This window comes from Frigoribacterium endophyticum (assembly GCF_011759585.1).
In the GTDB taxonomy this organism is placed as follows: domain Bacteria; phylum Actinomycetota; class Actinomycetes; order Actinomycetales; family Microbacteriaceae; genus Frigoribacterium; species Frigoribacterium endophyticum.
In genome coordinates this window covers 798,361-815,287 of sequence record NZ_JAAOYV010000002.1, presented here as the reverse complement: position 1 = coordinate 815,287, position 16,927 = coordinate 798,361, and the positions used below count along the sequence as shown (strand labels likewise).

Here is a 16,927-nt window from a genome sequence, read left to right as displayed (position 1 = left end):
GCCCGGCCGGCGCCGCCCGGAGGGCCGGTCAGCCCTCGGGCCACCAGGAGGCGCGGGTCAGGTCGACCCGGAAGGTGCCCGTCCGCGCCCAGCGCAGCGGTGTGCCCTCCACCCGGTACTGCTCCAGGGCGCGCTGCTCGTGCCCCTGCGGCGCCAGCCCCGAGGCGCGCACCACCCGCCACCACGGCAGCTCCGACCCCGCGTGGGCCATGACCTGGCCGACCCCGCGGGAGGAGCGCGACCCGACGGCCGCGGCGACGCCGCCGTACGTCATCGCGCGGCCCGGCGGGATCGCCTCGACCACGCTGACCACCCGCGAGGCGAAGTCGTCTCCGGCCGACGGCGCGCCCGTCAGGTCGCCGACGGGCTCGCTGTTCGACGGCTCGCCGCCCGACGGCTCGCCGCCGGACAGCTCGTCGCCAGACGCCGCCCCCGCGGCGGTCACTCCGCGTGCGGCGAGGGGGCGATCGTCAGCGCGGCGACGTGCTCGCCGTAGGGGGTCTCGCCGACGACCTCGAAGCCGATGTGCCGGAAGAACTCCTCCGGGCCGTCGTCGCCGGGCTCGTAGACCACGGTGAGGCGGTCGAAGCCCCGGAGCCGGGCCTCGTCGGCGAGGGCGTGCACGGCGAACCGGCCGATGCCCTGGCCCTGCTGGTCGGCGGCGACGTTCATGCGCCAGATGCAGCTGCGGAGGGTGTCGTCGTCGCTCTCGGCGTCGAAGTTGCCCATGATGAAGCCGACCACCTCGTCGTCGTCGACCACGACGCGCGGCCAGGCCGTCGTCGGGTTGACGTAGGCCTCGGCGATCGAGTGCGAGACGGGGGCGACGTACTGTTCCTGACCGGGCTTGAGCGTCAGGTTGTTGGCCGCCACGACGGTGGAGGCGGACAGTTCTTCGAGGCGCAGGCCGGTCATGGGCCCAGGCTAGTGGCGGTCCCGGCGGCGCACCAGCCGTGGCGGAGGGGGTTGCCCTGGCAGCATGGGAGCGTGCCTGCCGTGACCGAGCCCGTCCCCACCGTCCCCCTCGAGCCCGGCGACGCCGCCGCCTGCGTCGAGGTCTGGCTCGCGGCGCTGCGCGAGCGTGACGGGGCGGAGCCGGCGCGGGGCACCGCGGAGCGGGCGGCCGCCAAGTTCGCCGCCCCGTGGGTCGCCAGCCGCGGGGTGCGCGACCCGACCGCCCCGGGTGCGGGGGCGGCGGGCTCTCCGGCGGCGCGACTCCTCGGCTTAGCGCTGGTCACCGCGCCCGGCTCGGGCTACCCGACCGACCCGCCCGACGCGGCGTACCTGTCGATGCTCGGCGTCGCTCCGGGCCACGCGCGCCGCGGCCTCGGCGGCGCGCTGCTCGACGCGGTCGCGGCGGACGCCCGCGCGGCCGGGCACGCCCGCCTCTCGCTGCACGTCATGCCGAGCAACGCTCCGGCGGTGCGGCTCTACGAGGCGCACGGCTGGCGGCCCCACGGCGAGCTGCACGAACACCCGCTGCTCGGGTTGCCTGTGCGGACGTACCTGCTCGAGGGCTGACCCCGCCCGCCGGCCCGCCCGCCCGCTGGCCCTCGCGCAGGCACGCCCGGCCCGCACCGGCCGGCACCGACCCGGCGCCCGTCGGCGACCGTGCAGCGGCCTCTCGGCCCGCTCCTGGCCCGACGGTGTTCGCTGTGGCGACACGAGCGAGACGGGCGGGCCCGACCGCCGTCGACGAGGAGGCACCATGAAGGTCTTGCTGCTGGGCGCCACCGGCGGAGTGGGGTCGCACGTGCTGCGCCTCGCGCTGTCGGCCGGCCACGAGGTCACGGTGCTGGTGCGCGACGCGTCGCAGCTCGACGTCGACGACGGCGTGCGCGTGGTGGTCGGCGACGCGACGTCGGCCTCCGACGTGGCCGCCGCGGTCGCCGGGCAGGAGGCGGTGGTCAACGCCGTGGGATCGCGCCAGGTGCGGCACCCGGTCGAGGTCGAGGTGGGCCGGGCGCTCCTGCCCGCGATGGCGGCGGCGGGCGTCCGGCGCCTGGTCGTCTGCTCCGCCTTCGGCGTCGGCGACTCCGAGCGCGACGCGAACGCCCTCCAGAAGATGTTCTTCCACACCGTGCTCGGCAAGGTCTACGAGGCCAAGGAGGTCGCCGACGCCGAGGTGCGCGCCAGCGACCTCGACTGGACGCTCGTCTACCCGACGCGCCTGCTCGACGGCCCCGCCACCGGCGAGGTCGCCGTGGGGGAGCGTCTGCCCGAGGGGGCGTCGGGCTCGATCAGCCGCGGCGACGTCGCCCGCTTCATGCTCGCCCAGCTCGGCGACGACGCCTGGGTGCGGCGGACGGCCGTGGTCACCGGCGCCTAGGCCGACGGCCGCCGGGGACGCCGGCCCGGGGCGGCCCGCTGGGGCGCCAGGGAGCCCCCGGCCCCTCCCGACCCGCCGCGAGCTACGCGCTGAGCCGGTCGTGCAGCGCGTCGACCGCGGGGTCGACGACACGGCGCGACGCGTCGGCGTCGTGCCACGCCACGATCTGGCGCGCACCCTCGGCGAACGGCACCCGCGGCTCCCAGTCGGGCACCAGCGCGCGGATCTTCGTCGTGTCGAACAGGGCCGGGTGGCTGCGGTCGCCGCGCAGGTCGGCGTCCCACTCCGGGGCGAGCTCGACGAGGTCGTGGGTGGTGCGGTGCACCAGCTGCAGCGACCCGCCCGCCGCGTCGGCCAGGCAGCGGACGATGCCGTTCCACGTCAGCAGCTCGGGGCCCATGATGTTGTAGGCCTCGCCGAGCGCCTCGTCGCGGCCGAGCAGCCCGACGAACGCGGGCGCGAAGTCGTCGGAGTGCGTCATCGCCCACATCGAGGTGCCGTCGCCGTGCAGCACGACGGGCTCGCCGCGGCGCATCCGGTCGATGACCGTCCAGCCGCCCAGCAGCGGCACGTGCGTCTCGTCGTAGGTGTGCGAGGGGCGCACGACCGTCGCGCGCACCCGCCCGGCGAGGTGCTCGTCGCGCAGCAGGCGCTCGCAGGCGATCTTGTCGCGGGCGTACTGCGACCACGGGTTGAACAGCGGCGTCGCCTCCGTGATCGGGAGCACGGCGGGCGGCTTCTGATAGGTCGACGCGGAGCCGACGAAGACGTACTGCCCCGTGCTGGCGGCCACGACGCGCAGCATCGTCGCGAGCTGCTCGGGGGTGAAGGTCAGGAAGTCGGCCACGCTGTCGAACCGGCGGCCTCGCAGGGCGCCGGCCAGCGACTCCTCGTCGCGGACGTCGGCGGTCAGGTGCTCGACCTCGGCGGGCAGCGCACGGATCGAGGTGCTGCCGCGGTTCACGACCGTCACGGCCCAGCCGTCGCGCACGGCCAGCCGGACGCACGAGGCGCTGATCTGACCGGTGCCGCCGATCACGAGGAGGGTCTTCTGCGTCATCGCTCCACTGTGCACCCGCGGCGGGGCGGCGGCGCGCCCGCCCGGCGTGGCGCGGCGGGACCCGGGGGAGTCGCGGGTCGAGCGACGAGGCAGCCGGGCGGAGGCGCGGTGCCGGCCCGTGACGGAGCCGCCCGTGACGGACCGGCCCGCGACGGAGCCGCCCGTGACGGACGGGCCGCTAGCCGTCGGCGAGCAGCCCGCGCAGCGACTCGAGCGTGTCGTGCAGCAGCCCGGGCAGCGCGTCGTCGTCGCCGCCCGCGAGCCAGCGGCCGATCGCGACGCCGAACACGGTCATCGTCACCTGGGCGGTCAGCGCGGCCGTGAGCGGGTCGACCCCCCGCTCGGCGAAGCCCTCACGGAGCGCGTCGCCGAGGGCTGACATCTTGTGCAGCTCGCGCTCGCGCAGGCCCTCGTCGCCGTCGATGACGACCTTGCGGGCGAGCACCGCCTCGACCCCGTCGGGGAACTGCGCGGCGGCGACGGCGTCGAGGTTCTCGGCGATGATCCGCATCGGCGAGTGCGACGCGGGCGCCTCGGCGATCATCCGCCGCGCGAGGGCGGGCACCTCCGACTGGCGGGCGAACAGCACCTCGCGCTTGTCGGCGAAGTGACGGAAGAAGGTGCGCGGGGTCAGGCCCGCCCGCGCGGCGATCTCGGGCACGGTCGTCTCGGCGAAGCCCCGGTCGCGGAAGAGCTCGAGCGCGGCCTGCTCCAGTCGCCCGCGGGCGTCGGGCTGCCATCTGCTCATGCGCCCATCCTAGTGATGACACGGAGTGACATCGTGTGTACAGTGACGACACGAGGTGACATCACCTCGCCGACGTCCAGGAGGACACCGTGACCGACGCCACCACCCCCGCCCGCGCCTCCGGCCCCGACCTCGCGGGGCTGACGAACGCCGCCGCCTGGCTCGACGCGCCCTTCGCCGACCTCACGGTGCGCCCCGCCCCGGTCACCGCGCCCGGCCCGCACGAGCTGCTCGTGCGGGCCCGCGCCGTCGCCGTGAACCCGGTCGACGTCGTCAAGCAGACGACCGGCGACCTCATGTACCGCTGGCTGCCCGCCCCCGCCGTGCTCGGCGAGGACGTCGCGGGCGACGTGGTCGCGGTCGGCTCGGCCGTCACCCGGTTCACCGTCGGCGACCGGGTCGTGGCGCTCGCCGTGGGCGTCGAGAAGGGCGAGGAGCACGCCCCCGGCGGTGGCTTCCAGCAGCTCGTGCTCGTGCGCGAGGCGCTCGCCGCCCCCGTGCCCGCGGGCACGGCGTTCGAGGAGGCGGTGGTCCTGCCCCTGGCGGTCAGCACCGCCGCCAGCGCGCTCTTCCAGGGCGGCCAGCTCGGGCTCCGGCACCCCGTCGGCGCCGGGCCCGCCCCGATCGAGGGCGCCCGGGAGGTCGTCGTCGTCTGGGGCGGCACGACCAGCGTCGGCAGCGCCGCGATCCAGCTCGCCGTCGCTGCGGGCTACGACGTCGTCGCGACGGCCTCGCCCGCGAACCACGAGCGGCTGCGCGCGCTCGGCGCCTCGCAGCTCTTCGACTACCGGGACGCGGGCGTCGTCGACGACGTCGTGGCCGCCCTGCACGGTCGCCGGGTGGCGGGCGTGCTCGCGATCGGCACGGGGTCGGCCGGCCCGTGCGTGACGATCGCCGCCCGCACCGGCGCGCCCCGGGTCAGCATGGCGAGCCCCTCGGTCTCGTTCGGCGGCGTGCCCCGGCGACCCGGCCTGAGCCTCGGCCTCGTGCGCACCGTCGTCGCGCTCGGCAGCCGCACCGCCGCGGTGATGGTGCGCAGCCGCCTCCGCGGGGTGCGGGCGACCTTCGTCTGGGGCAGCTCGCTGATGCACGACGAGGTCGGCCCGATGCTCTGGGCCGGCTACCTGCCCGCCGCGCTCGCCGAGGGCCGGTTCGTGCCGGCGCCCCGGGCCGAGGTCGTCGGGCACGGGCTCGAGCACGTGCAAGCGGCGCTCGACCGGCTCGGCGAGGGGGTGTCGGCGACGAAGCTCGTCGTCACGCTCTGAGCGGCGGGCGGCGCATTCCGTCGTCGGCATGGGCGAGCGAGCATCATGGTGGCGTGCCCCTCGACGATGCAGACCCGACCGCGATCGCGGACCCGAGCTCGACCCCCAGCCCTGCCCCCGCGCCGCGTGCCGCCCCGCGCGACCCGGCCGCGACCGACGCGTTCCGCGCGGCGCGCGACTCGCTCGCCTCGGCGGCCGCCGCCGGTGACCACGACGCGGCCCGCGACTCCTTCCGCTGGCCCGACGTCGGCGACCGCTTCAACTGGGCCGTCGACTGGTTCGACGTCATCGCCGAGGGCAACGACCGCACCGCGCTCTGGATCGTCGAGGAGGACGGCCGCGAGACGACCGTCAGCTTCGACGAGATGCGCCGCCGCTCCGACCAGGTCGTGAGCTGGTTCGTCGAGCGAGGCGTGCGCCCCGGCGACCACGTGCTGCTGATGCTCGGCAACCAGGTGGAGCTGTGGGAGGCGATGCTCGCGGTCATGAAGGTCGGTGCGGTCATCCTGCCCACCTCGGTGGTGCTCGCCGACCACGACGTCGAGGACCGCGTCGTGCGCGGCGACGTGCGGCACGTGCTCGTCAACGTCGCCGACGCGGCCAAGTTCGACGGGGTCGACCCCGGCGTCGGCCGCATCGTGGTGGGCGGGGAGCTCGAGGGGTGGGCCTCCTTCGAGGACTCGCACCGCGCCTCCCCGGCCCGGCCGGAGGTCGTGACGGCGACCGACGACCCCTGCCTCGTCTACTTCACCTCGGGCACGACGAGCAAGCCGAAGATGGTCGTGCACACCCACGCGTCGTACCCGGTCGGGCACCTCAGCACGACCTACTGGCTGGGCCTGCGCCCCGGCGACGTGCACCTGACGATCTCGTCGCCCGGCTGGGGCAAGCACGCCTGGAGCTGCTTCTTCGCCCCGTGGATCGCCGAGGCCACCGTCTTCGTCCACAACCAGGCGCGGTTCTCGGCGGCGGCCCTCCGCGAGCAGCTCGACCGGGCCCGCGTGACCTCGTTCTGCGCGCCGCCGACGGTCTGGCGCATGCTGATCCAGTCGTCGCTGGGGGAGGCGCCGGTCGCGCTGCGCGAGGCGCTGTCGGCCGGCGAGCCCCTCAACCCTGAGGTCATCGACCGCGTGCAGCAGGCGTGGGGGCTCGACATCCGCGACGGCTACGGCCAGACCGAGACGACGGCGATCATCGCCAACCCGCCCGGCGGCCGCGTCGTCGCCGGGTCGATGGGCCGCCCGCTGCCCGGCGTCGACGTCGTGCTGGTCGACCCGGTCACCGGCGAGCAGGGCGACGAGGGCGAGATCTGCCTCGACCTGCGGGTGCGGCCCGTCAACCTCATGACGGGCTACCTCGGCGACGAGGCCCGCACGGCGGCGGCCACCCGCGACGGCCTCTTCCACACCGGCGACGTCGCCACCCGCGACGCCGACGGCATGATCACCTTCGTCGGCCGCACCGACGACGTGTTCAAGGCCTCCGACTACAAGGTGTCGCCGTTCGAGGTCGAGAGCGTCCTGATCGAGCACCCGGCGGTCGCGGAGTCGGCCGTCGTGCCCGCCCCCGACCCCGTGCGCCTCGCCGTCGTGAAGGCCTACGTCACGCTCGCCGCGGGCTGGGAGCCCACCGCCGAGACGGCGCGCGCCGTGCTCGCCCACGCCCGCACCGGCCTGCCCGCCTACGAGCGCGTGCGCCGGGTCGAGTTCACCGACGAGCTGCCGAAGACGATCTCGGGCAAGATCCGCCGGGTCGAGCTGCGGGAGCGCGAGGAGGCGGCGGCCCGGTCGGGCGAGCGCCTCGACGGCGAGTGGCGCGACGAGGACTTCCCGGAGCTGCGGGTGCGCTGAGCGCGGCCCCCGCTCGCTCGTCGTCCGTTCGTCGCCCGCTCTGGGGGCGTCGGCGGTGCCGTCGGATCGGCCTGAGCTGCTGGTCAGCGGGCAGGATGGTGACTAGGGTCGGAAGGTCCGTCGACGAGGAGAACCGTGATCAGCAGCGCGAGCCCGGTGAGAGGCCTCTCGTGACCGACCCCGCATCGTCGCCCGTGCCGCTCACGCGGCGTGAGGCCAGGGCCCTCGAGCGTGCCGCCGAGGCGGCCGCCGCCGGGGCCGTCGAGCCCGCGCGCGACGCGTCGGAGTCCGGTCTCGAGCCCGTCGTGCCCTCGATCGTCCAGCCCGTCGACCCGCCCGCCGCGGGGCCCGTGGTCCTGCCGGCCGCCGCTCGGCGCACGGTGACCACGCGCCACCCCGTCTCGGTGCCCCGGGGCGAGGCGTCGGGTCGACCGGCACCGCGCCTCCGGCAGCCGGCGTCGCTGCGGTCGGTGGTGGCCTCGCAGGCCGCTGCCGCCTCGAGCGCTTCTCCGGCCCCGTTCCCCGCTCGCCCGGCTCGCTCGGTGCGGAGTGCGCTGCGGAGCGTCCGCGACGCCGCCGTGCCCGCGCTGGCGCTGGTCGCCGTCACCCTCTTCTTCTCCTCCAACGTCACGCCGGCGACGGCGACCGAGCTCGGCGGCTCGGGCGTGCAGACGTCGGCCACGGCGCCGCTGCCCGGCCAGACCCTCGCGGCGTCGCTCGTCGTGCTGACCGTCGACGACCGCGACGGCTTCGGCGTCACCGACCCGCCGCCTCCGCCCCCGCCGCCGCCGCCCGTCGAGGTGGCCGCCGAGTCGTCGACCGCGACGCAGGGCGGGTCGTCGGCGCGCAGCTCGTCGGGTGCGGCACCGCGCGGTGCGGCGTCCGGCGCCGGGACGATCGTGAACAGCGGCACCGGAGACATCCGCTGGCCGTTCCCCGGCACCGTGGTGCTCAGCTCGGGCTTCGGCCCGCGGGCGGCGCCGTGCGCGGCCTGCTCGAGCATGCACATGGGGCTCGACATGACGCCCGGCGGCGGGACGCCGATCGGGGCCGTCGCCGACGGGGTCGTGCGGGTCTCGGGGCTGCACGCGCAGTTCGGCCAGTACGTCGTCATCGACCACGTGATCGACGGGCAGAAGATCAGCACGCTGTACGCGCACATGCGCCTCGGCTCCAGCCCGCTCGTCACCGGCCAGTCGGTGGGGGTCGGCGAGCTCGTCGGAGCCGTCGGCCGCACCGGAGTCGCCACGGGTGAGCACCTGCACTTCGAGGTGCTCGTCGGGGGCTCGACGCAGGTCGACCCGAAGGCCTGGCTCGACGCGAACGCGGGCCGCACGCTCTAGCGCGGCGCGGCGCGGCGCGCGTGGCGCCCGCCCGGCGGTGACGCACCCCGTCTTCGCACCCGAACCCCGCCGCGGCGGGGTTCGCCTGCGAAGACGGGGTGCCTCGCCACGTGCCCACGCGTCGTGGGCAACATCTGCCTCGCCTGATGACGACGCACCACTTCTTCGCCCCCGAACCGCGCCGCGGCGTGGTTCCCGTGCGAGAACGTGGTGCGTCCCCGTCGCCACGGCTGTGTCCCGCGCCGGAGCGACCCCCTGGCATCGCTCCTCCACTCTGGAGTGGAGGAGCGAAGAGCGGTAGGGGCGCGGGCGGATCGCTGTTCCACTCTGGAGTGGAGGAGCGGAGGAGCGGTGGGGGCGCGGACGGATCGCTGTTCCACTCTGGAGTGGAAGGAGCGGTCGTGCAGTGCGAGTGCCGGCGCGGCGGGGGCGGGGGCGCAGGCGGATCGCCGTTCCACTCTGGAGCGGAGGAGCGGATGAGCGGTGGGGGCGCGGGCGGTTCGCTGTTCCACTCCGGAGTGGAGGGGCGGATCTGGGCGGGCGGACCGGGCGGGCGGTTGCTCCACTCCGGAGTGGATCGAGCGTCCTGGACCGTCGCTTCCGCCTCGCCGGGCAACCGCCGCCTCGTCGGGCGATCGCCGGCCCGTGGCGCAATCGCCGGCCCGTCGGGCGACCGCCGCGCCGTCGGGCGACCGCCGCCCCGTCGGGCGACCTCCGCCCGCCGGGCATCCGGCGGCCGGACGGCGTCGGGATCCGGTCACCGCCCTCCGGCGGCACGGCCGGCTGCGAGCTCGACCCCGGCGGCCCAGACGCGGGCGACGTGCCAGTCGTCGGTCCAGGCGACGAGGTCGGCGGCGTGGCCGGGCGCCAACAGCCCGAGAGGGGCTGCCCCAGTGGCGGACGCCGCGGCGCCCCCGGGCACAGAGGCCCCCGCACCCGCACCCGCACCCGCACCCGCACCCGCCGATCCTGCGGCCGCCGCCGCGAAGCCGAGCGCCCTGGCCGGCGTCAGCGTCAGCGCCGTCACGGCCGCGACCGGCGACTGCCGCGCGGGCCCGAGGGCGAGGCGGAGGGCCGCGTCCTGCGTCAGGGTCGACCCGGCCAGCGTGTCGGTGCCCGCCAGCACGGCGCGCCCGTCCGTCACGGTGACGGCGAGCCCGCCCAGCAGGTGCGCCCCGTCGCCCGCGCCCGCGGCGGCCATCGCGTCGGTCACCAGCGCGACCCTGCCGGGCGCGGTGGCGAAGAGCAGCGCCGCCACCTGCGGGTGCACGTGCCGCCCGTCGAGCACGAGCTCCAGCGTCACGCGCTCGTCGCCGACCGCCGCCCCGACGGGCCCGGGCTCCCGGTGGTGCAGCCCGGGCATCGCGTTGAGGGCGTGCGTGAGCACCGTCGCCCCGCGCTCGAACGCCGCGGCCGTCAGCGCGTGGTCGGCCTCCGTGTGGCCCACGGCGGCCACGACGCCCGCCGCCACGAACCGCTCGATCGCCTCGAGGCCGCCCGGCAGCTCGGGCGCGACGGTCACCTGCCGCAGCACGCCGGGCGCAGCGGCGAGCAGGGCGTCGACCGCCTCCGGCGAGGGCGCGACGAGGTGGCGCGGGTCGTGGGCGCCCCGTCTCCCCGGGGCGAGGAACGGCCCCTCGAGGTGCGCCCCGAGCACGAGCGGGTTGCGCTCCCGCAGCGCGGCGACCCGCTCGAGCGACCGCCGGAGGCGCGGGAGGGGCGCCGAGACCAGGCTCAGGACGGAGCGCGTGGTGCCGTGCGCGCGGTGCACGGCCAGGCCGCTCTCGACGTCGGCGAGGTCGTCGTCCCAGGACGCGCCTCCGGCCCCGTGGGAGTGCAGGTCGACCATCCCCGGCGTCAGGTGGGCCCCCGCGAGGTCGACGGTCGCGTCGGCGACCGGCACCGCGCCTTCTGCAGGCTGCCCGGGCGCCGAGGCCCGGGGCTCCGCGTCGACGTCGAGGTCGCCCTCGCGACCGGTCGCGACGATGCGGTCACCGTCGACGAGCAACCACGTGCCGGGCCGCTCGCCCGTGGCGTCGACCGCGTGCGCTCCGCGGAACAGGACGGTCAGGAGTCGCCCTCCCGCCTCGCGACCAGCACGCCGGTCACGAGCGCGACGACCGCGACGACGACCGCGACCACGGGGTAGCCGAGCTGCACCCAGACGACGACGACCGCGCCGACGACGGCCGTCTCGACCAGGGTCTTGCCGACCCGGTCGGTCCGCACCACCGAGCGGGGCGACCGGAACAGCAGCCACACGACGACGGCGAACAGCGGAGCGGCGACCATGGCCAGCACCGCCGGCCACGGGAACGGCCACGCCAGGTAGCCCCACGCCGCGAGGCTCAGCAGGCCGAAGGCCATCGTCGCGACGCGCAGCACGCCGAGCGGCGTGACGGGCCCGGTGCGCGAGGGGCCGGGGGGAGGCGCGGAGGAGGTCGGTGTCACCGGGCCAGCGTACGTCCGGCGGCTCGGCGCCCGCCCCGGCACCGCGGGCGGGACGGCCCGAGCGTCGGCGCCGACCCGACCCGCGCCGCGCCGCGCCGCTCCTAGCGGAAGACGATCGTGCGGGCCCCGTCGAGCAGCACGCGGTCCTCCGCGAACCAGCGCACCGCCTGGGTGAGCGTGCGGCTCTCCTCGTCCTGGCCGATCGCCATCAGCTCGGGGGCGCTGCGGGTGTGGTCGACGCGCACGACGTTCTGCTCGATGATCGGGCCCTCGTCGAGGTCGCTCGTGACGAAGTGGGCCGTCGCGCCGATCAGCTTGACGCCGCGGGCGTGGGCCTGGCGGTACGGGTTCGCGCCCTTGAACCCGGGCAGGAACGAGTGGTGGATGTTGATCGCCCGCCCCTCGAGCGCCGCGCAGAGCTCGGGGCTGAGGATCTGCATGTAGCGGGCGAGCACGACGAGCTCGATGTCGTAGCGGTCGACGACCTGCAGCACACGGGCCTCGAAGGCGGCCTTCGACTCCGCGTCGGTGACCGGGTGGTGCTCGAAGCGCTTGCCGTAGAACTCGGCGAGGCCCGACAGGTCGTCGTGGTTGGCGAGGATGAGCGGCACCTCGATCGGCAGCTGCCCGGCGCGCTGCCGGAAGAGCAGGTCGTTGACGCAGTGCGCGGCCTTGCTCGCGAGCACCAGGGTGCGCGTCGGGCGCCCGACCACGTCGAGGGCGTGCTGCATGCCGTAGCGCTCGACGACCGGGGCGAGCTGCGCCTCGAAGGCGGCGCGCTCGCCGGGGGCCTCGACCTGCAGGCGCATGAAGAAGGTGCCGGTGTCGTGGCTCGAGAACTGGGCCGACTCCGTGATGTTGCCCCCCGCCTCCACCACGGCCCCGCTGACGGCGTGCACGATGCCGGGCTGGTCTTCGCAGACCAGCGTCAAGGTCCAGTGCGTGGTGGTGGGGGAGTCGCTGGTCGGGTCGGTCACCAGCCCAGGGTAGTGCGGGCGGCGGGCGTGCTACGCGACCGTGGCGATGAGCAGCGCCACGAGCGAGACCAGCGGGAACACGCCCTGCAGCGTCGCCGCGCGCACCTTCGTGCGGTCGCTCAGCACGAGCACGAGGGCGGCGGCGAGCATCGAGCCGGTGCCCGCGACGAGCAGGGCCACGCCCGCGGGGGAGGCGCCCGCCGAGTCGTCGGACGCGATCAGCACGACGCCGACCACGGTGACGATCGCGAGGAAGAGGTTGTAGAAGCCCTGGTTGTAGGCGAGCGGCTTCGTGTGCTCGGCCTGGGCGTCGCTCGAGATGCCGAACGTGGCCCGGACCCGCGGGGTCGTCCACAGCACGGACTCCATGACGAAGATGTAGACGTGCAGCAGCGCGGCGAGGGCGCCGGCGATCAGGGCGATGAGCATGGGGCCGACTCTAGGGCCCCTCCCTCGTGGGCGGGGCTCCGTTCGCCTTCTGGCACCCGGTGTTACGGCCCCGTTTCGGCTGTGTGAAGAACGTATACGAAACGACGTGGGGGCCTGTGGAACGGCTCTATGGTTCCCCTGGATCCGCCCAGAGCCGGGGCGTCGGAGAGCACGCCGCCGACGGAGCCCGGGGGCGGACGACCGTCCGTCATCGCCCCCTCACCCAGGAGACCCGTGCCCTCGTCTGCCCCTCGGCCTGCCCCCAGGCCCTCCGTCGGTCGCGCCCCGTCGCGTCCGCTCGACCGCCTCTGGCGACGCGTCGCCGTCGCCACCACCCTCTGCGTCGCCGCCGGCACGCTCGCGTTCGGGGCCCCGGCCTCCGCCGCGCCTCCCACGGTCACGACCCTCGCCCAGGGCTCGGACTGGTCGGTCACGCCCGCCGCCGGCGGGTACGTCGTCACGAAGACGCTCGACGCCCCCGTCGAGCAGCGCAGCGCCGCCCCGACCCTGTGGGCCGACGGCGTCGAGCTCGGCGTCGCGACCGAGAGCCTCGACGGTCTCACCCTCACCGTCGTGACCACCCTGCCCGCCGCCGCCACCGCCTCCTCGGTGCAGGCGGGCTGGACGGGCGAGGGCGACCCGGCCCGCGCCTCGGGCGGCCAGGCCCAGCGGCGCCAGGCCGCGCCCGCGCCGGCCCCCACCACCGACGCCGTGCCCGACGACGGCGTCGCCGACGCGCAGCGCCTGCTCGCGGCCGACCCCGCGACGACCGGCGCCTACGGCACCGAGCGGCTCGACTACGACCTCGGCGACGAGGCGGAGGAGATCCGCGGCTTCGGGCGCCTCGGCGAGATGCGCGCGTCGGTCACGATGCCCGTCGGGGCGACCGGCGAGCGTCCGGTCGTGATGTTCCTGCACGGGCGTCACACCTCGTGCTCGGGCGGCACCCGCAACCCGCTCGCCTGGCCCTGCGGCCCCGACCAGGTCGACGTCGAGAGCTACCGGGGGTACCAGGACTCGGCCGACGTGCTCGCCAGCCAGGGCTACGCCGTCGTCTCGATCTCGGCCAACGCGATCAACGCCCTCGACGGCACGCTCTCCGACGACAACGGCGCGGTCGCCCGGGCCCAGCTGATCCTCGACCACCTCGCGCTGCTCGAGCAGGCGAACTCCGGCACGGCCGTCGGCCTCAGCCCCGCCCTCGCCGGGCGCCTCGACCTCGACCACGTCGGTCTGATGGGCCACTCGCGCGGCGGTGACGGCGCCGTGCGCGCCGCGCTGCTGAACGCCGAGCTGCCCGAGCCCTTCGGCATCGAGGCCGTGCTGCCGCTCGCGCCGACCGACTTCGGCCGCATGACGCTGCCCGACGTGCCGATGGCCGTCGTGCTGCCGTACTGCGACGGCGACGTGTCGAACCTGCAGGGCCAGCACTTCTTCGACGACTCGCGCCTCGCCTACGGCGACGACGTGCTGCGCTCGTCGGTGCTCGTGATGGGCACGAACCACAACTTCTACAACACGACGTGGACGCCGAGCAAGTACGCCTACTCGGCCAGCGACGACTGGGCCGCGCAGGACCGCCAGCAGGTCGACCCCGACTGCGGCTACGGCACGGCGCCCGCCCGCCTCACCGACGACGAGCAGTACGACGTCGGCACCGCCTACCTCACGGGCTTCTTCCGCCTGACCATGGGCGGCGAGCAGCAGTTCCTGCCGATGTTCGACGGCTCCGACGAGGTGCCCGCCTCGGCCGGCCGCGCCGACGTGCGCGTCACCGCCTCGCAGCCCGCCTCGACCCGCCTCGACGTGCAGACGTTCGCCGTGCCCGACCCCGCCGTGCGCGTGGCCGGCGCCGGCACGTACGCCTGGTGCGCCAGCCTCGCCGGTCGCCCGGTGCCCGGCACGCAGCCCTACTGCGCCACCTCGCTGCTGTCGGCCCAGGTGCCCGACTTCACCCCGGCGAACTTCGCGCCGTCGGTGCCGACCACGCCGTCGCTGCGGTTCACCTGGACCGAGCCCGCGTCGGCGACCGCCGCCCCGGCGGAGCTGCGCGTCCCGATGCCCGGCGGCCCGACCGACGTCTCGGGCTACGAACGGCTGTCGGTCCGGGTGAGCCCCGACGAGACCGTCGCGGCCCGCACCGACCTGGTCGTCACGCTGGTCGACGGGAAGGGCGGCTCGGCGAGCCTGCCCGCCTCGGAGTTCGGCGACGCCCTGCAGGTGCTGCCCGGCACGAAGGCGCCGCTCCGCAAGCTGCTGCTCCAGCAGCTGGAGATCCCCGTCGCGTCGTTCACCGGCGTCGACCTGGCCGACGTGCGCGAGGTGCGCTTCACGGCTCCCCGCGTCGCCGGCGGTGCGCTGCTCAGCGACCTGTCGTTCCTCGCGGCGCCGAGCGTCGGCACGGCCGCGATCTCGACCCGTCCGTTCGTCTCGGTGCCCGACGTGGCGATCGAGGAGGGCGACGGCCTCGGGTCGGTGGACGTCCCGGTGCTGCTCAGCCGCGCCTCCGACGCTCCGACCACCGCGTGGTTCAGCGCGATCGGCACGCCGAGCGGCAAGGTCGACGTCGCGATGCGGCCCCTGACCTTCGCGCCCGGCGAGACCTGCAAGGTGGTCACGGTGCCGACGACGGGCGACGACCTGTCGAGCCCGACGGCCACGACGCGGTTCCGCGCGACGATCTCGAACACGCAGGAGGGCTCGACCATCGGCGACAGCTTCGGCTGGGTGACGGTGCGTGAGGACGACGCGGTGGTGACGGTGCCGACGGCGACCGTGCCCGCGACGGTGCTGCCGATGGCCCCGGCCGTCGGGGTGCAGGGCGACGCGTGCGCCGAGGCGCAGGCCGAGGCCGGCACGCTCACGGTGTCGGACGACGTCGTGCAGCAGGGCCAGTCGCTGACCATCTCGGGCTCGGGCTTCCGGGTCGGCGAGGCCGTCGCGGTGACGATCGCCCCCGAGGCCGCCACGGCCCCCGGCGCGCCGACCGTCGCGGTGGTCGACGAGGGCGAGCCCCTCGTCGAGACCGTGATCGCCGACTCGGCCGGCTCCTTCGCGCTGGTCAGCACGATCGCGGCCGACGCCCCCGACGGGGTCCGCACGGTGAGCGCGCTCGGGGCGGGCTCCGGCCTGACCGCGACGGCGAGCTACCGCGTGGGTGCCGAGGCCGTCGTGCCGACGCCCGGCGACCCGGCTCCGGTCGACCCGGGCACGCCCGGTGCGCCGGCCCCGGGTGCGCCCGGTGCGGGTGCGGGTGCAGGAGTCGCGGTGCCGGTCGTGCCCGCGGCCTCCGGTGCCACGCCGATCACGGCCCGCCCGGGCTCCGGTGCCGGTGCCTCCGACCTCGCGTACACCGGCCCCGGCGTCGCGACCGGAGTCCTGGCGATGCTGGCGCTCGCCCTGCTCGGCCTCGGCTCGGCAGCGGTCGTCGCCCGGCGCCGTGGTCTCGAGCCCCTGACGGCGACGCAGGACGCCGCCGACGAGGCGGTGCGCGACCCGCGCTAGGTCAGCTCCGGAGACACGACGTGCCGCATGCCCCTCGGGTGTGCGGCACGTCGTTCGTCGTGGGGTCGCGCGGTCAGGGCTCCCGTGACCGCTGCGTCCCGCAGGCGAGCGCGCCCGCCGGGACGTCGTCCATGTCGGTCGGCCCGACGTAGGCCGGCTGGAGGGGAGGCAGCGTCGTCACGGCGGCGCTGGCGCCGCCGACCGCCGAGACCTGACCGTCGAACGTCGGTGAGGTGGGGTCCGAGTCGGTCGCGAAGACGACGAAGTAGCCGCCCTCCGTGCCCTGTGCGGTCTGCGCGTTCTCGACGAGGCCGGTCAGCGTCCACGTGCCGAGGTCGGTGTCGGGTCGGGCACTGAGCCACGGCAGGACGGACTCGACCGTGCCGTTCGCGACCGATGACTCGTGCAGCGACGTGTTGACGACGGCCAGGGTCGCGGCCGCCGCGTCCTGGCACGCCGGCGTGCTCGCGTCGGCGCCGTCGGGCCAGTCGTCGTCGCCGGCGCCCGTGTCGACGGCGGCCTGGGGCGACGACGTCTGCGACGGAGCCCCGGCCGCCGCGTTCCCCGACGCACAGCCGGTCAGGAGCAGGCCCCCGACGACGGCCAGCACGGCGAGTGCGGCCGCCCCCTCGTTCTTCGTCGACATGCGGTCAGGCTAGGCCACTGTCGACATCAGGCGACGAGTTCGCGGGGGCGGACATCGTCGAGGCACGGCCCGACGGCCGCCCCCACCCTCAGGCCGAGTTGTGCCCGCCGGCCGACCACGACATGCCGCCGGCCTCGCCGCGCGGGCCCTCCTGCTGTCGCTCGGCGTCGGCCTGGGCGCGCAGGCCCGATTCGTGCTCCTGCGCGTCGAGCCGTGCGGCGAGGGCGCGCGACCGGCGCTCGCGGAGGACGACCACGGCCGTGGCCGCGATGATGCCCAGGACGATGAGGGTCACGACGACCGTGGCGGTGTTCATCACGACACG

General features: G+C 75.8%; 16 protein-coding genes. 6 read left to right on the top strand and 10 right to left on the bottom strand.

Annotated features, from left to right (window positions below; all coding sequences use genetic code 11):
- Positions 1 to 28: 28 nt before the first annotated feature.
- Together FHR77_RS11110 and FHR77_RS11105 are read right to left on the bottom strand one after the other, a co-directional pair.
- Positions 29 to 445: an MGMT family protein gene (locus FHR77_RS11110; protein WP_341777333.1), complete on the bottom strand. Its 417-nt coding sequence runs from the start codon at positions 443 to 445 to the stop codon at positions 29 to 31.
- Positions 442 to 915, bottom strand: a complete 474-nt coding sequence (locus FHR77_RS11105) for a GNAT family N-acetyltransferase (RefSeq protein ID WP_056057201.1) — start codon at positions 913 to 915, stop codon at positions 442 to 444. The genes FHR77_RS11110 and FHR77_RS11105 overlap by 4 nt, the downstream gene beginning before the upstream one ends.
- Positions 916 to 996: 81 nt before the next feature.
- Between FHR77_RS11105 and FHR77_RS11100 the strand changes: the two genes are divergently transcribed.
- On the top strand, positions 997 to 1,521 hold the full coding sequence (locus tag FHR77_RS11100; RefSeq protein WP_208380801.1) for a GNAT family N-acetyltransferase: 525 nt from the start codon (positions 997 to 999) through the stop codon (positions 1,519 to 1,521).
- Between the two features lie 187 nt (positions 1,522 to 1,708).
- Entirely contained in the window at positions 1,709 to 2,329 is a 621-nt protein-coding gene (locus tag FHR77_RS11095) for an NAD(P)-dependent oxidoreductase (protein ID WP_167260305.1), read from the top strand.
- An 82-nt stretch (positions 2,330 to 2,411) separates the two neighbouring features.
- On the opposite strand, the gene FHR77_RS11090 is transcribed toward FHR77_RS11095, so the two are convergent.
- Together FHR77_RS11090 and FHR77_RS11085 are read right to left on the bottom strand one after the other, a co-directional pair.
- Complete coding sequence (locus FHR77_RS11090) at positions 2,412 to 3,389, bottom strand: NAD-dependent epimerase/dehydratase family protein (RefSeq protein WP_167260303.1); 978 nt, start codon at positions 3,387 to 3,389, stop codon at positions 2,412 to 2,414.
- 178 nt (positions 3,390 to 3,567) lie between these two features.
- Positions 3,568 to 4,137, bottom strand: coding sequence for a TetR family transcriptional regulator (locus FHR77_RS11085; RefSeq protein ID WP_056057194.1), 570 nt, complete (start codon positions 4,135 to 4,137; stop codon positions 3,568 to 3,570).
- A gap of 89 nt (positions 4,138 to 4,226) precedes the next feature.
- Here FHR77_RS11085 and FHR77_RS11080 point away from each other — a divergent pair, with 89 nt between their 5' ends.
- The 3 genes from FHR77_RS11080 (at position 4,227) to FHR77_RS16655 (ending at position 8,595) form a co-directional block, all read left to right on the top strand.
- A complete protein-coding gene (locus FHR77_RS11080) occupies positions 4,227 to 5,402 on the top strand; it encodes a zinc-binding alcohol dehydrogenase family protein (RefSeq protein ID WP_341777332.1) in 1,176 nt (391 codons plus the stop codon).
- A gap of 53 nt (positions 5,403 to 5,455) precedes the next feature.
- Positions 5,456 to 7,252: an AMP-binding protein gene (locus FHR77_RS11075; protein ID WP_341777331.1), complete on the top strand. Its 1,797-nt coding sequence runs from the start codon at positions 5,456 to 5,458 to the stop codon at positions 7,250 to 7,252.
- A 170-nt stretch (positions 7,253 to 7,422) separates the two neighbouring features.
- Positions 7,423 to 8,595 carry a peptidoglycan DD-metalloendopeptidase family protein gene (locus FHR77_RS16655; protein ID WP_167260300.1) on the top strand — a complete coding sequence of 391 codons (1,173 nt, stop codon included), beginning with the start codon at positions 7,423 to 7,425 and terminating at the stop codon, positions 8,593 to 8,595.
- 757 nt (positions 8,596 to 9,352) lie between these two features.
- On the opposite strand, the gene FHR77_RS11065 is transcribed toward FHR77_RS16655, so the two are convergent.
- From FHR77_RS11065 to FHR77_RS11050, 4 genes are all read right to left on the bottom strand, one after another.
- The gene (locus FHR77_RS11065) at positions 9,353 to 10,603 is read right to left on the bottom strand and encodes an N-acetylglucosamine-6-phosphate deacetylase (protein WP_243861656.1); all 1,251 of its coding nucleotides are present in this window, start codon (positions 10,601 to 10,603) and stop codon (positions 9,353 to 9,355) included.
- 59 nt (positions 10,604 to 10,662) lie between these two features.
- Entirely contained in the window at positions 10,663 to 11,046 is a 384-nt protein-coding gene (locus FHR77_RS11060; RefSeq protein ID WP_167260298.1) for a DUF2568 domain-containing protein, read from the bottom strand.
- Positions 11,047 to 11,147: 101 nt separating this feature from the next.
- Positions 11,148 to 12,023 (bottom strand): formyltetrahydrofolate deformylase, encoded by an 876-nt coding sequence (gene purU, locus FHR77_RS11055; RefSeq protein ID WP_167260296.1) that lies wholly within the window; start codon positions 12,021 to 12,023, stop codon positions 11,148 to 11,150.
- Positions 12,024 to 12,053: 30 nt separating this feature from the next.
- Positions 12,054 to 12,452, bottom strand: a complete 399-nt coding sequence (locus FHR77_RS11050; RefSeq protein ID WP_167260294.1) for a DUF1304 domain-containing protein — start codon at positions 12,450 to 12,452, stop codon at positions 12,054 to 12,056.
- A 234-nt stretch (positions 12,453 to 12,686) separates the two neighbouring features.
- Here FHR77_RS11050 and FHR77_RS11045 point away from each other — a divergent pair, with 234 nt between their 5' ends.
- On the top strand, positions 12,687 to 15,956 hold the full coding sequence (locus tag FHR77_RS11045) for an alpha/beta hydrolase (RefSeq protein WP_167260292.1): 3,270 nt from the start codon (positions 12,687 to 12,689) through the stop codon (positions 15,954 to 15,956).
- A 73-nt stretch (positions 15,957 to 16,029) separates the two neighbouring features.
- Here the strand turns inward: FHR77_RS11045 and FHR77_RS11040 are convergent, their stop codons facing one another.
- A complete protein-coding gene (locus FHR77_RS11040; RefSeq protein WP_167260290.1) occupies positions 16,030 to 16,602 on the bottom strand; it encodes a hypothetical protein in 573 nt (190 codons plus the stop codon).
- 88 nt (positions 16,603 to 16,690) lie between these two features.
- The gene (locus tag FHR77_RS11035; RefSeq protein ID WP_167260288.1) at positions 16,691 to 16,918 is read right to left on the bottom strand and encodes a hypothetical protein; all 228 of its coding nucleotides are present in this window, start codon (positions 16,916 to 16,918) and stop codon (positions 16,691 to 16,693) included.
- Positions 16,919 to 16,927 lie beyond the last annotated feature (9 nt).

Excerpts from the sequence above, each read along its gene's own strand:
- FHR77_RS11095 (WP_167260305.1), top strand. The coding sequence starts at position 1,709 with ATGAAGGTCTTGCTGCTGGGCGCCACCGGCGGAGTGGGGTCGCACGTG.
- FHR77_RS11040 (WP_167260290.1), bottom strand. The coding sequence starts at position 16,602 with ATGTCGACGAAGAACGAGGGGGCGGCCGCACTCGCCGTGCTGGCCGTC.
- FHR77_RS11035 (WP_167260288.1), bottom strand. The coding sequence starts at position 16,918 with ATGAACACCGCCACGGTCGTCGTGACCCTCATCGTCCTGGGCATCATC.
- FHR77_RS11090 (WP_167260303.1), bottom strand. The coding sequence starts at position 3,389 with ATGACGCAGAAGACCCTCCTCGTGATCGGCGGCACCGGTCAGATCAGC.
- FHR77_RS11085 (WP_056057194.1), bottom strand. The coding sequence starts at position 4,137 with ATGAGCAGATGGCAGCCCGACGCCCGCGGGCGACTGGAGCAGGCCGCG.
- FHR77_RS11105 (WP_056057201.1), bottom strand. The coding sequence starts at position 915 with ATGACCGGCCTGCGCCTCGAAGAACTGTCCGCCTCCACCGTCGTGGCG.
- FHR77_RS11050 (WP_167260294.1), bottom strand. The coding sequence starts at position 12,452 with ATGCTCATCGCCCTGATCGCCGGCGCCCTCGCCGCGCTGCTGCACGTC.